This window comes from Fructilactobacillus sp. X8R2C1, assembly GCF_059900955.1.
The window spans coordinates 1-14,739 of the sequence record NZ_JBWXVI010000003.1 but is presented as its reverse complement, the minus strand read 5'-3'; the positions used below and the strand labels follow the sequence as shown (position 1 = coordinate 14,739).

The 14,739-nt window shown below is 39.7% G+C and carries 11 protein-coding genes; all 11 read left to right on the top strand.

Annotation, left to right across the window (positions count from 1 at the left end; translation table 11 throughout):
* Positions 1 to 19: 19 nt before the first annotated feature.
* The 11 genes from mfd (at position 20) to lysS (ending at position 14,205) form a co-directional block, all read left to right on the top strand.
* Positions 20 to 3,559, top strand: a complete 3,540-nt coding sequence (mfd, locus tag AC6UD6_RS04030) for a transcription-repair coupling factor (RefSeq protein WP_500695761.1) — start codon at positions 20 to 22, stop codon at positions 3,557 to 3,559.
* Positions 3,540 to 5,111: a putative polysaccharide biosynthesis protein gene (locus AC6UD6_RS04025; protein ID WP_500695760.1), complete on the top strand. Its 1,572-nt coding sequence runs from the start codon at positions 3,540 to 3,542 to the stop codon at positions 5,109 to 5,111. Before mfd ends, AC6UD6_RS04025 begins: the two co-directional genes overlap by 20 nt.
* Positions 5,108 to 5,395 (top strand): RNA-binding S4 domain-containing protein, encoded by a 288-nt coding sequence (locus AC6UD6_RS04020; RefSeq protein WP_500693974.1) that lies wholly within the window; start codon positions 5,108 to 5,110, stop codon positions 5,393 to 5,395. Before AC6UD6_RS04025 ends, AC6UD6_RS04020 begins: the two co-directional genes overlap by 4 nt.
* A 75-nt stretch (positions 5,396 to 5,470) precedes the next feature.
* Entirely contained in the window at positions 5,471 to 5,854 is a 384-nt protein-coding gene (locus AC6UD6_RS04015; RefSeq protein WP_500695759.1) for an FtsB family cell division protein, read from the top strand.
* 89 nt (positions 5,855 to 5,943) lie between these two features.
* Positions 5,944 to 6,426 carry a S1 domain-containing RNA-binding protein gene (locus tag AC6UD6_RS04010; RefSeq protein WP_500693972.1) on the top strand — a complete coding sequence of 161 codons (483 nt, stop codon included), beginning with the start codon at positions 5,944 to 5,946 and terminating at the stop codon, positions 6,424 to 6,426.
* Positions 6,427 to 6,476: 50 nt separating this feature from the next.
* The gene (tilS, locus tag AC6UD6_RS04005; protein WP_500695758.1) at positions 6,477 to 7,859 is read left to right on the top strand and encodes a tRNA lysidine(34) synthetase TilS; all 1,383 of its coding nucleotides are present in this window, start codon (positions 6,477 to 6,479) and stop codon (positions 7,857 to 7,859) included.
* The gene (gene hpt, locus AC6UD6_RS04000) at positions 7,852 to 8,391 is read left to right on the top strand and encodes a hypoxanthine phosphoribosyltransferase (RefSeq protein WP_500693970.1); all 540 of its coding nucleotides are present in this window, start codon (positions 7,852 to 7,854) and stop codon (positions 8,389 to 8,391) included. The genes tilS and hpt overlap by 8 nt, the downstream gene beginning before the upstream one ends.
* 75 nt (positions 8,392 to 8,466) lie before the next feature.
* Positions 8,467 to 10,575, top strand: coding sequence for an ATP-dependent zinc metalloprotease FtsH (ftsH, locus tag AC6UD6_RS03995; RefSeq protein ID WP_500693969.1), 2,109 nt, complete (start codon positions 8,467 to 8,469; stop codon positions 10,573 to 10,575).
* A 58-nt stretch (positions 10,576 to 10,633) separates the two neighbouring features.
* Positions 10,634 to 11,527: an Hsp33 family molecular chaperone HslO gene (gene hslO, locus AC6UD6_RS03990; RefSeq protein WP_500693968.1), complete on the top strand. Its 894-nt coding sequence runs from the start codon at positions 10,634 to 10,636 to the stop codon at positions 11,525 to 11,527.
* Positions 11,528 to 11,620: 93 nt separating this feature from the next.
* Positions 11,621 to 12,619 (top strand): tRNA dihydrouridine synthase DusB, encoded by a 999-nt coding sequence (dusB, locus tag AC6UD6_RS03985; protein ID WP_500695757.1) that lies wholly within the window; start codon positions 11,621 to 11,623, stop codon positions 12,617 to 12,619.
* Positions 12,620 to 12,675: 56 nt separating this feature from the next.
* Positions 12,676 to 14,205 carry a lysine--tRNA ligase gene (gene lysS / locus AC6UD6_RS03980; protein WP_500695756.1) on the top strand — a complete coding sequence of 510 codons (1,530 nt, stop codon included), beginning with the start codon at positions 12,676 to 12,678 and terminating at the stop codon, positions 14,203 to 14,205.
* The last annotated feature ends 534 nt before the right edge of the window (positions 14,206 to 14,739 follow it).

The following is a 14,739-nucleotide window of genomic DNA, read 5'->3' as shown; positions in this document are numbered from 1 at the left end:
TAAAAGAGGAGATGAGTTTTTGAAGCTAGATGAAACGTTAAAAGAAATGCCACAGTATGAAAAAATCAGTTCTAATCTTGCTCCTGATACCAAGCAACTGATCACTGGGACTAGTGGATCCGCTCGTACTCTATTATTAAAACAATTAATTAATGATAAGCAAAAACCTACGATATACGTAACCGATACGATGAACCATGCGGATCAAATTACCGAGTCTTTTAATGAAGTAATGGATTCAGATCAGGTCTTTGAGTTCCCAGCTGAAGAACTCGTCGCGGCAGAGATTGCAACCAGCTCTCCGCAGTATCGAGCTCAAAGAGTGCGGGCCCTAAACGCGCTTGAGTCAGAGAAACCAGTGGTGGTGATTGTTTCAACGGCTGGTCTTAAACGATATCTACCAGAGCCAGCTAGTTTTAATCAAGCCCAATTACACGTCAAGGTTGGAGACGACTTGGACCTTATAAAACTTCAACAACAGTTGGTTCAAATGGGTTACGAGAAGAAGAACATGGTTTCCGCCCCCGGTGAATTTGCTAATCGTGGGTCAATTTTGGATATCTACCCACTTAATTCGGACTATCCAATTCGGATTGATTTTTTTGATACGGAAGTGGATTCCATGCGTTATTTTGATGCTGCTACCCAACGAAGTGTGGCAAATATTGATGATATTAGTGTGTTGCCAGCTTCTGATTTTTTACCCAGCGAAAGCGATCGCAAGCATGGAATCAAGGAACTTTCCAAACGATTGAACCAAACCATCAAAGACGACGGCAGTGACGTTTTAGTTGATAACATTCAACAGGTGATTGACGGGCTCAAAGGCCAATCGATTGACCAAAAATGGAGTGAGTATAGTCAGTTTATTTTTGAAAAGGGAACCTCAATTTTAGATTATTTACCTGAAAATGGGATGGTAGTCTATGATGACTACAGTCGCATAAGGGATGCTAATAAGCAACTTGAAAGTGACGAACAGAACTGGCGTGATTCAGTTGAAGATAATCATGAACTGTTTTCTGACCAGAAACTGTCGCTTAATTTTAGAACGGTTACTAGCAGTGACCATCATGCGACCTTGTTATTTTCTTTGTTTCAAAAGGGACTAGGGCGAATGAAGCTTTCTGACATCATCGACATCAAGGTTCACCCAATGCAGCGTTTTTTTGGACAAATGCCGATGTTTAAAGCAGAAATGCAACGTTATCAAGCTGAGAAACGAACCGTGGTCATTGCCGTTAGTGATGAAAAACGAGTGGAAAAGGTTGCGTCAACGTTGAGTGATTTTGGTGTTGATGCCATTCAATCAACCACTGATAACATTATTAAGGGAAAGACTCAGATTGTTTCAGCTAACCTAAAAAATGGCTTTGATTTGCCGGCCGCTAACCTAGCGATTGTTTCTGAATCAGATATGTTTAAACGGGTGAATGAACAAGGGAAAAAGAAACGAGTTAGAAGACAGACCTTTTCTAATGCAGAGCGAATCAAAAGCTATACCGATTTAAAACCCGGTGACTACGTTGTTCACGTTAATCACGGAATTGGACGATACGATGGGATGAAGACTATGGAAGTCGATGGTAGGCATCAGGACTATATGACTTTAACCTATCAAAAGGGTGCCAAGATCTACGTTCCCGTTGACCAACTGAATTTGGTACAAAAATACGTTTCGTCAGAGGACAAACATCCAAAGATTAATAAACTTGGTGGAACGGAATGGGCCAAGACGAAGCGTTCGGTGGCTTCTAAGGTGGAAGACATTGCTGATGATCTGGTTGACTTATACGCCAAACGGGAGGCCGAGTCGGGTTATGCCTTTCCGGTTGATGACCAATATCAGGCTGAGTTTGAGCAGGCGTTTCCATACACGGAGACACCCGATCAGCTTCGAAGTACTGATGAAATTAAAAAAGACATGGAGAGTCCCCATCCGATGGACCGTTTACTGGTTGGAGACGTGGGCTACGGGAAAACTGAGGTAGCCTTGAGAGCGGCCTTTAAAGCCGTTGAAGCCGGGAAACAGGTGGCTTTTCTGGTGCCCACAACGGTACTAGCTCAACAACATTATGAGACCATGGTTGAACGATTTAATGGCTTTCCGGTTAAAATCGGAGTTCTCTCGCGTTTTGACACGCCCAAACAGACCCGCCAAACCATTCAAGACCTAAAGGACGGAAAAATTGATATCGTGGTTGGCACCCACCGTTTGCTGTCTAAAGACGTGAAGTTCAATGACTTAGGTCTTTTAATCGTCGATGAGGAACAACGATTTGGGGTTAAACACAAAGAAAAAATCAAGGAATTGAGGTCGGATGTTGACGTGTTGACGCTAACTGCCACACCAATTCCACGGACTTTGAACATGTCAATGATGGGCGTTCGTGACCTATCAGTTATTGAAACTCCTCCGGCTAATCGCTATCCGATTCAAACCTACGTGATGGAACAAAATGAGGGTTCGATTGTGGACGGAATCAGACGGGAGATGCAACGCGGGGGACAGGTCTTTTATTTGCACAATCGGGTAAAAGATATTGATCAGACGGTCGACAAGTTGCAAACCCTTTTGCCTGATGCGCGGATTGCTTCCATCAACGGCCAGATGTCCGAAAATCAAATGGAAGGGATCCTGTACGACTTTGTTAACGGAGATTATGATGTGTTGGTTACGACGACCATCATCGAAACGGGAGTTGACATTCCTAATGCGAATACCCTGTTCGTTGAGGATGCGGATCGGATGGGACTCTCCCAGCTTTATCAGATTCGGGGAAGAATTGGTCGAAGTAATCGAGTAGGACAAGCTTACTTTATGTACCAGCCAAATAAAGTGTTGACCGAAGTTTCTGAGAATCGACTAGAAGCCATCAAGGATTTCACTGAATTGGGTTCAGGATTTAAGGTGGCCATGCGTGATCTTTCGATTCGTGGGGCTGGAAACGTGCTCGGAAAGCAGCAGCACGGTTTTATTAATTCAGTTGGTTATGATATGTATACTAAGATGTTGTCTGATGCTGTCTCCAAGAAGAAGGGCCAGCATCGCGTGGTTGAAAAGTCTGATTCAAAGGTTGAACTCGGGATTGAAGCTTATCTTCCGGCGACTTACATTGAGGATCAGCAACAAAAGATTGAATTATACAAGCGAATCCGACAGATGGATAGTGAGGAACAATTTACCGAACTACAAAGTGATTTAATTGATCGGTTTGGTGAATATCCTGATGAAGTAGCTAATCTGCTTGAAATTGACCGCATTAAGATGCTTGCCGATTATGATCTGATTGATAAAATTCGCAAAGATCAAAATAATTTAACCGTTACCATGAGTAAGGTAGGAACCCAAAGATTCACTAGTAAGGAAATTTTGAAAGCCATTGCTGATACGGATTTTCGTTCCTCAGTGAAAATGGTTAACGGGTGTTTTCAAATTAAGTTAGTTGTTCAACCAACGATGAAAGATGCCGATTGGTTGAAACAGCTTTATCAATTTGTCAAAAGCTTGAGTAAAATAAGATTGGATCAAGAAGAACATGAATCAAAAGACAAGTAAAAAGATTGTTAGTGGAACCTTGATCCTTTCGGTAGCTGCCATTATTTCAAAGGTACTAAGTGCCGTTTATCGGATTCCACTGGAAAATTTTGTTGGAAACGTTGGATTTTACATCTATCAGCAGGTTTATCCTATTTATGGGATTGGGGTTGCGTTTGCCTTGACCGGTCTTCCAGCGTTTGTTTCCAAGATGATTGTGGAACGGGAGACTGAAGAGGAGAAACAAACGTTGTTTTTCCAAATCATGGTGATCTTAATGATCATTTCGGTGGTTGTTTTTGGCGGATTACAGTTATTTTCATCAGAAATTGCTGCTTTAATGGGAGACTTTGAATTAAAACCCGTAATTCAAGCGGTAAGCTGGATGTTTTTGTTGATGCCCCTCTTAGCGGATGTGAGGGGGTACTTTCAATCTAGCATGCAGATGATTCCAACGGCGACTTCTCAAGTGGTAGAGCAGTTTGTGCGGGTTTCAATGATCATTGTGGTAGCCTATTTAGCAGCCGTCCAGCATTGGAACTTATATAAGATGGGGACGTTAGCAATGTTATCGGCTCCATTAGCAGCGATTTTTTCAGCACTTATCTTGGGATATTATGCACGTGACATACTTGCTCATTTTCACTTTCAAGATTTGAAATTTAACTACCTGAAATTAGCGAAGCAAATCATCTTACAGGGTGGTGTGCTTAGTGTTTTAGCTGCTCTAATGGTGTTAATGCAGTTGGTCGATTCATTTACGGTAAAAAATGGGCTGGTAGTAAGTGGTGTAAGTAATCTAATGGCTCAGACCCAAAAGGGGATTTATGATCGCGCTCAGCCCATTGTTCAACTAGGATTAGTGATTGGAACGGCCATTTCTTCAACCGTCTTGCCGCAGATGGCGTATTATCATCATGCTGGAAAAGAAAGGTCATTTAAGACCCTTGTAAAACACAGTATGCGCATTACACTGGTAGTGACGATGGCAGTTACCTTCGGACTGATTAGTATTATGCCTCAATTAAATCATCTCTTGTTTGGGAGTTATGATTTAGACATCACGCTTTCGGTATACTGTTTGAGCATCCTCTTCGCTACGATGGTGACAGCTTTTAACTCGGTTTTACAGAGTATTGATGACTTTAAAAGTACGGTGACCGCTATTTTGTTAGGTCTAATTTGTAAAATAATGATCACTAAGTGGTGCGTAATTCATTTCGGGATCATTGGTGCTTCATTATCAACTATCATTGCTCTGTTAATCGTGTTATTAGTTAACTGGTATACTAGTCCAAAGCGGGTTCATGAGCACATTTTTAGTTGGAAGTTCCTATTAGAGGTATCATTAATCAGTATGGTAATGGTGATTGTCGTTGTTTTAACTGAATTCGGATTGAACCACGTCCTTGGAGATACCAGTCGACTGGTGGATGTTATTAAATTAATGATTGTTATTCCGATTGGGGCATTCGTGTTTTTAGGAATGTGTCTGAAAGGAAAAGTTTTGACTGCTTCGGAGTTAGCGATGGTTCCAATTATGAAACGGTTTGTAGGAGATAAGCAAAAATGAGAATTGATAAATTTTTAAAAATTTCACGGATTATAAAACGTCGTCCAGTTGCCAAAAAGATTGCCGATCAAGGGCGAGTCTTTGTAAACGGCGAGCCAGCCAAATCATCAAGTAAGGTTTCGGTTGGCGATCAAATTCTGATTAAGTTTGGAAATAAAAATTTAACCGTAGAGGTGCTACAACTGTTAGATACCACCAAAAAGTCTGATTCAGACACGATGTATAAGACCATCAGTGAAACCTATGATCGTGACTATCGGGCTGAAAATGATGAATTAGAATAATTATTGTTGAATTAATATTATATTCTGGCTTTACATGTGGTACTATGTTCATATAAATTCGTGGAGGCATTCCTGATGAACAGAAATAACAACGTTGAATACTTGAATTCTGCTTCAAGGAAAAGTAAAGCAAACCAACATCAAAGAGATAATAAGAAGTTAAGTAAAAGAACCAAGCGACTGGTTGCTCTCGTGGCAATATTTGCCGTGGCTTTTTTGGCGCTCGGGTGGCAAATTGTTAGTGGAATGAATCAAATTCACGGTGTGAATGCCCAAATTACCAGAAAAAAACAGGATTACCAGGTTGAAAAACAAAAAGAAAAGAATCTTAATGAACAAATTAGGCTTTTAAATAACAAGAATTATCTTCAAGAATTGATGCGAGCTAAATATTATTATACAAAACCAGGCGAAACTGTTTACAGTTTCCCACAGAATAGTAAGATTGGTAATGAATAGAGGATTACTAGGATGTAATCTTCTTTTATTTTACTTTAAAGGATTATGTTATAATTAACACAACATTTATTAGGAGGAATGGCTTTTTTATGACAATTAAGGTTGGAGAGAAGGTCACTGGGAAAGTTTCAGGAATTACTAATTTTGGAGCTTTCATTGATCTAGGCGATCATAAGACTGGACTAGTTCATATCAGTGAGGTTTCTGATGGTTACGTAAAAGATATTCATGATATTCTGTCGGTTGGCGATGAAGTGACCGTTAAGGTTTTGAGCATTGGGGATGATGGTAAGATTGGCCTATCAATTCGCAAAGCTTCCGATCATCCAGAAAAAGAATCACATCAACATCATGGTGAACATAATCATGATGAGCATTCACACTACGGGCACTCAAATAACGGGAATCATGGACATCGCAGTGGCCGCGACAATCGTAATGGCCATAAGGGTAAGAATGAAAGCTTTGATGATTTGCTTTCAGACTTCATGAAAGAAAGCGAAAGTCGGATGTCCGTCATTAAGAAAAACACAGAAGGAAAACGCGGCGGTCGTGGTGGTCGTCGTAGTTAATGAACGAATAACTGGGCAAATTGCTCGGCTTTTTTGTTTTGGAGGTTAATTTGAATTTACGTAATCAAATTAATTCGTTGGTTAAGAAGAAACAGTGGTGGAAAAAAGACGAAAATGTTGTGATTGGGGTCTCAACTGGAGTTGATTCCATGGCTTTGTTAGATTTACTCCAACACTTAAAAGATTTTAAACCTCATATTATTGTTGCTCATGTTAACCACCATTTACGAAAACAAAGTGAGGTTGAAGAACGGTTTCTGATTGATTACTGTAAGAAACACCACCTTGATTTGCGGGTTGGCAATTGGAATCACGACCAGATTAGTAGTGGGGTGGAGAATCAAGCTCGTAAGTTTCGCTATCATTTTTTTGCGGAAGTCATGAATGATTTTAATGCTTCAGTCTTGTTAACGGCTCATCAAGAAAATGATCAAGCCGAGACCATCCTTATGAAACTCATTCGCAGTGGGAATTTGTTTGAGGTTCAAGGAATTAAAGAGAGTCATCCCTTTAATGGAGGAACGATGGTTCGACCATTACTACAGTTTTCGAAAGAATCCATCCGTTTGTATGCTAAAGAACACTCATTAACATGGTATGATGATAAAACTAACTTTGAAAATACGGTCCTCCGTAATCGGATTCGTAACCAGGTTTTACCAGAATTAATTAAAGAAAATCCTAATGTTATCTCTCATTTTGCTAAGTTTGCTAGTAATTTGCAGTCGGAACTCGGCGGATCAAGTGGTTTCGCTCAAGCCGATCTTTTGAGACATGACTTAAAGGTTAAAAGAGACTGCGTAAGTGCCGAGTACGATACAACGTCAATTAATCAACTTTCCATTTTACTTCGCGCATTGTTAAAACAGTTGACGTCAACGGTTACTCTTTCTGATAATCAAATTGCTGAAATTTTGACTTTAGTTAAAGATTTTGGAAAACCACAGGGAAAATTGCGAATTTCAAATGCTTATTTTTTTGAAAAAAGTTATAATAAAATCATGTTTTTTAAACAATCTCCTAACAATTACGATGATCACCGTGATGAAAGTTCGTTTGTGGTAGAATTAAACCAGTGGAACCGCAACGTTAACGGATTTAATTTTGGTATTTTTGATGAAAATCATGTTCCAAAGGGAAAATTTTGGCGTCGAAGTCATTTTAATTTGGCCGACTCTCAGTTTCCCTTGTCCAAAAGAGCCTTTAAACCGGATGATACCGTTGAACTCAAGAATGGCGGTCATCAGAGTTTAAGAAGATTGTTAATTAATCAGAAAGTTCCAAGTGCCAAGCGACGTCACGTGCAAGTACTGGTGGACAGTAAGGAGAGTGTGTTGGCCGTCATTGGTTATAAGGAAAGCAAGTGGTTGCCTAAGGGTGCAACTCACGGGTATGAACTTTTAATTACGCGAAAGGATATAACAAATGAATGACGATATTGAGCGGGTCTTGTATAGTCAAAAAGACATTGCTTCTGCAGTAAAAAGGCTAGGGAAGCAGTTAAGTAATGATTATCGAGACAAAAAGCCACTAGTGGTTTGTGTGCTGACTGGGGCAGTGTTATTTATGAGCGATATTATTCGCCAGATGGACATATATCTAGATCTTGATTTTGTCGATGTTTCAAGCTATAAGGGTGGGACTGCTTCAACCGGAAAAGTTGAGCTCATCCGTGATCTTGATGGTGATGTTAGTGGCCGTGATATCATTTTTGTTGAAGATATTATTGATACAGGACGCACCCTTCAATTTCTTGAGGATTTGGTTTCAGATCGAGGAGCTAATTCAATTAAAGTTTGTACCATTTTTGATAAACCTGAGGGAAGAGTTGTCCCTGCCAAGGCAGATTATGTGGGTTTTAACGTTCCAAATGAATTTATTGTCGGTTATGGACTTGATTACAAGGGTTTTTATCGTAACTTGCCGTACATTGGAATTTTAAAACCTTCAATTTATTCGGCCTAAACGGTCGTCCATTTAAAGTAAAAGTGATAACATTCTATTTGTTATCTTTTCGAGAAATTAGATTGGGAGGCACAAATGAAAAATAATAAAAATGGGCTTTTTAAGAGTAGCCTATTTTATATCATCATCTTTGTGGTTGTCATGGGTGTGATTATGCTTGTCACTGGTGGTGGCAGCGGATCACAAAGCACTCAAACTCAGGGAATTCGTTCAAGTCAATTTACAAATGATTTGCAGACGAACAAGGTTAAAAACTTCTCTGTTCAACCTTCTGGCGGTGTATATAAAATAACTGGTCAGTACAAGAAGCCCCAAAATGTTAAGCAGAAAAATAACGGAATTCCGCTTAATTTTAGTAATGGAAAACTTACCAAGTCGAGCAACAATACTTACACTAAGGTAAATGGATTCACTACTAGCATTTTAAAGAATGACTCATCGGTTAGTCAGATTACCAAGTTAGCTAATAAGAATAAGGTGCCGATGAGTACTAAAGAAACACAATCAAATAGCTTTTGGTTAAACTTAGCAATCTCAGTTCTACCATTATTAATCTTCATTTACTTGTTCTACATTATGATGAAGCAAGCAGGTGGAGCAGGTGGTGGCGCTGGTGGTGTCATGAAAGTCGGAAAGAGCCAGGCTAAACCAGTTAAGAGTAATGTTAAGTTTAGTGACGTTGCTGGTGAAGATGAAGAAAAACAAGAACTGGTCGAAGTTGTTGAATTTTTAAAGGATCCAAAGAAGTTTACTAAACTGGGTGCCGTTATACCAAAAGGTGTCTTGCTTGAAGGACCTCCAGGTACTGGTAAGACGCTGTTAGCCAAGGCGGTTGCCGGTGAAGCAAACGTTCCATTCTACTCATTATCAGGGTCTGATTTCGTTGAGATGTTCGTTGGGGTTGGTGCGAGTCGTGTTAGAGACTTGTTTGCTCAAGCTAAGAAGAATTCACCGGCCATCATCTTTATTGATGAAATTGATGCCGTTGGACGAAAACGTGGATCCGGAATGGGTGGCGGTCACGATGAACGTGAACAAACCCTTAACCAGTTGTTGGTTGAAATGGATGGTTTTACTGGTAATGAAGGTGTTATTGTCATTGCCGCCACGAACCGTTCTGATGTTTTAGATCCAGCCTTAACTCGTCCAGGTCGTTTTGATCGGAAAATCTTAGTTGGTCAGCCTGATGTTCGTGGACGAGAAGCAATTTTGAAAGTTCATGCCAAAGACAAACCACTTGCTTCTGATGTTGACCTTCATGAAATTGCTAAACAGACTCCCGGATTTGTTGGTGCTGATTTAGCGAACTTGCTAAATGAAGCTGCCTTACTGGCCGCGAGAAATGGTGATAATGAGATTAATGCGGCTGATATGGATGAAGCTGAGGATCGTGTTATTGCTGGACCAGCTAAACGTAATAAGGTTATTAACGAACACGAACGTCAAATTGTGGCTAACCATGAAGCTGGTCATACCATCGTTGGCTTAGTATTAAATGACGCTCGAGTTGTTCATAAGGTTACCATTGTTCCAAGAGGTCGTGCTGGTGGATATGCCATCATGCTGCCTAAGGAAGACCAACAATTGATCTCAAAGAAGAACGCTCAAGAACAATTAGCTGGGTTAATGGGTGGTAGAACTGCTGAAGAAGTCGTTTTCCATTCTGAATCATCTGGTGCTTCAAATGACTTTGAGCAAGCCACTAATCTTGCTCGTGCCATGGTTACTCAATATGGAATGAGTGACAAGATTGGAACCGTGGAACTCGAAAGTCCTAACCAAGATCCATACGCTGCTCCTAAGTACTCACAGGAAACCGCAGCTAAGATTGATGATGAAGTGAAGTACTTTATTGATGAAGCTCATGGTGAAGCTAAGGAGATTATTGAGGGTCATCGTGATCAGCACAAGGCAATTGCGGATGCGTTGCTTAAATACGAGACGTTGGATGAAAAGGAAATTTTGAGTCTCTACAAGACCGGTAAAATGCCTGAACATTCAACTAATAGTGATGAGTACCCTAGTGAAAATGAAACCTTTGAACAAGCTAAGAAAGCCATTGACGCTAAGGAGCACGAGCACGAAAAGAAACTTGAACAAGAAATTGATCATTCTGAAGAAAAACACGATGAAAATCATGATAGTAATTCAGATCACCAAGATTCTGATAATCAAGATCAATAAACGAAAAGAACGTTGGGATCAAAGCCCACGTTCTTTTTTAATCTAAGGAGGGAATAAAATGAATGATAAAAATGATGTATTAGTTAAGGCACTTACTAAAGATGGGATGTTTCGGGTTTACGGCTTAAACGCGACTGGAATTGTCAGTTATGTTCAAAAAATTCATGATACCTGGAGTACATCAACGGCAGCACTTGGAAGAACGATTGCTGCAACCTTGATGCTGTCGGCCTCAGTGTTAAAGGGAAAAGAAAGCATGACCGTTCGCTTAAATGGACGTGGTCCAGTCGGCGGAATGGTTATTGATGCTGATGCTAAGGGACACATTAAGGGATACATTCAGAATCCTCACGTTAACTTGCCACTCACAAAGGATGGGAAAGTTGATGTTTCTAAGGGTGTAGGAACGAATGGTTTTTTAGAAGTCGTTAAAAATCAGGGAACAAGTGAGCCTTACACTAGTGATGTTCCACTCGCAAGCGGTAAAATTGGTGATGATTTTACCTTTTATTTAGCAAAGTCAGAACAGATTCCATCAGCCGTTGGAGTTTCAGTTGACATTGACGGAGAAAACAACGTCCAAAGTGCCGGGGGATATTTGATTCAAGTCATGCCTGGTGCTTCTGACGAGGCAATTGATAAGTTGGAGCAGACTTTAAAGAATGCGCCCAGTATTTCGTCCATGTTAGAAAAGGATCCTAATCCTGACCACATTTTGGATGAGTTATTCGGAACGGATAATCTGGATGTTATTGATCATATGCCAGTCGAATTTGTTTGCAATTGTTCCAAAGAAAAATTTGCCAAAGACATTGCGGGAATTGGTAAGAAGGATCTGCAGCAATTGATTGATGAAGATCATGGGGCACAGGTTGTATGTAATTTTTGTGGTAAAAAGTATAACTTTTCGGAAGATGAATTGGTTGATTTACTGAATGAGAAGGATAAGTAGTATTAAAGAGCGTGCTGTCATACGGTTCGCTCTTTTTTGTACGGGTATGGTATTATATAAAATGTTTGGAAACAATTTAGATGAGGTGAAAAAATGGAGTGGAAAATTGGAAACGTAACGATTCCAAATCAATTAGTAGTAGCTCCAATGGCTGGAGTTACGAACTCAGCCTTTAGAATCATTTGTAAAAAGTTTGGTGCGGGATTAGTTGTCTGTGAAATGATTTCCGATCGTGGAATTATGTATAACAACAAAAAAACGTTAAGCATGGTTAACGTTGATCCTAATGAACACCCAATGAGTATTCAGATTTTTGGTGGAACCAAAGAAACTTTAGTGGAGGCTGCTAAGTTTATTGATCAGAAGACGGCTGCTGATATTATTGATATCAACATGGGTTGTCCCGTAAATAAGGTCGTTAAGACCGATGCCGGGGCTAAGTGGCTCCTTGATCCTGATAAGGTTTATGAAATGGTGTCATATGTAACTGCTGCCGTTAAAAAGCCAGTAACGGTTAAGATGCGAACTGGTTGGGATGAGGATCATGTTTATGCGGTGCAAAATGCGCTTGCTGCTGAGGCGGCTGGGGCTTCTGCTGTTGCGATGCACGGTCGAACTAGAAAACAAATGTATACCGGACATGCTAACTGGGAGATTTTAAAAGAAGTTGCCGATGCATTGACGATTCCGTTCATTGGAAATGGTGACGTGACTACTCCACAACAGGCTAAACAAATGATTGATGAAGTAGGTTGTGATGCAGTAATGATGGGCCGTGCCGTTGAAGGAAATCCCTGGGTTTTGAGGCAAACTGAGCACTATCTAGCAACTGGCGAATTAATCCCGGAACCAAGTGTTGAGGAAAAAATCAACACTGCTAAGGAACACTTGCATGGGCTGGTTCGAATTAAGGGTGAATACGTTGGACCAAGACAATTCAGAGGTCAGGCAGCTTATTACTTGAAAGGAATTTCTCATTCGGCTCGAACCAAAGTAAAGTTAAACAATGCTGAATCTGAAGCAGAGATGGACCAGATCTTCGATGATTTTCTAGAAAAAGATGCGATGAGAAACGCACGGAAAAATGCATAATTACGATGCTTAACTATGTTATTATGAATGTAAGTTACTAGTTTGGGGGATTTGAATTGGCACAAGAGAAGAAAATGAATGACCAATTAAAAGTTCGTAGAGAAAAGATGCAAGAGCTACGAGATGAGGGAATTGATCCTTTTGGTCATGCCTTTAAGCCAACTTATTTGGCAAAAGATTTAGACAAAGAGTTTGATAAGTACGATAAGGAAGAATTAGAACAAAAAGATGTCAAGGCTACAATTGCTGGGCGAATGGTAGCTAAACGGGGCAAAGGTAAAGTTGGATTTGCCGATATCCTTGATCGTTCGGGTAAAATCCAGGTTTACGTTCGAAAAGACGTTGTTGGAGAAGAACAGTATCATATCTTTAAACGTGCTGACATCGGGGACTTTCTTGGCTTTACTGGTGAAGTAATTAAGACAGACATGGGGCAACTAACCGTTCGTGCGACGTCCATCACTTTCCTATCAAAGGCACTTCGTCCACTTCCTGATAAGTATCACGGATTACAAAATAAAGAACAAAAGTATCGTCAGCGATACCTTGATTTAATCTCAAATCGTGATAGTTTTGAGCGTTTCCAGAAGCGCAGTAAAATTATTAAGGCAGTTCGAAACTTCTTGGATAATAAGATGGACTTTACTGAGGTTGAGACGCCAGTATTACACACTACTGCCGGTGGAGCATCCGCTCGTCCATTTATAACTCATCATAATGCTTTAAATATTGATTTATATTTGCGAATTGCACTGGAACTTCATTTGAAGCGTTTGATTGTAGGTGGCATGGGACGTGTCTACGAGATTGGCCGTGTGTTTAGAAATGAAGGGATGGATAAGGAACACAATCCTGAATTTACTGAACTTGAGACCTATGCTGCATACTTTGATTTTCATGATGTAATGGATGAAACCGAAGGAATTTTTAGAGCCGCTGCCAAAGCCGTTAGTGATAATGGTAAGGTTACGTATCAGGGTGAAGAAGTTGATTTGAACCAAGAATTCGATCGAATTCATATGGTTGATGCCGTGAAAAAATATACGGGAGTTGATTTTTGGCCTAAGATGTCGGATGATGACGCTAAGAAGTTGGCTGATAAACACGGTGTGCACTATGAATCATACTGGAAAGTTGGTCATATCATTAATGCTTTCTTTGAACAGTTCGTTCAACCAAAGCTAAAGAAGCCAACGTTTGTCTATGGTCATCCAATTGAAATTTCTCCTTTGGCAAAGAAAAATGCTGATGACCCAAGATTTACGGACCGTTTTGAATTATATATTCTTGGTAATGAATATGCTAATGCTTTTTCTGAATTAAATGATCCAATTGATCAACGTCAACGTTTTGAAGCTCAAGCTAAGGAACGTGAAGAGGGGAATGATGAAGCTCAGGGTATCGATGAAGACTTTATCGAAGCACTTGAGTATGGCATGCCTCCTACAGGTGGATTAGGAATTGGAATTGATCGTTTGGTAATGCTTTTGACTGACGCACCATCCATTCGTGATGTTCTCTTGTTCCCAACTATGAGACCAGAAGATAATTCTGATAATCCACAGGATGAAGATAATAAAAAATAGATTTGTTTGATAGAAAAAGAGATGATTTTGATCATCTCTTTTTATTTGTACAAAAATGATTTGAAACATTGTTAGAGTAGCTTTTGTAAAGATTGATCACTTGTCCGATTATGTTCATTTATTAGATGGAAAATAAAAATTGAAAAAAGTTTGACCTTTTTTGACCAAAAGTGTTGACAAAGTATTTGAGCGCATGTATAGTAGTAAATGCTCAGTGAGAGAGAAAAATGATTTGATAATAATTAATAAGTCACTGATTATGAACTAAGTTAATTATCATAAATATTGCTCTTGCACTAAAGTGCAAAATACTGTATTATATTTGATGTTGCAATAATGGTTTTGCCGATTGCTAACAAATAAATTTAAAATAATTGAGTTTATCTGTTGACATTGAAAACACAACGTAGTATAGTTATATATGTTGCGTTGAGGAAGAATCAAACGGCAACAATCAAGAGTAGATCTTTGAAAACTGAACAAGATTTTGATTACAAGTGTAAGGTAATTTTAAGTTGTAGAACTTAAAATTAA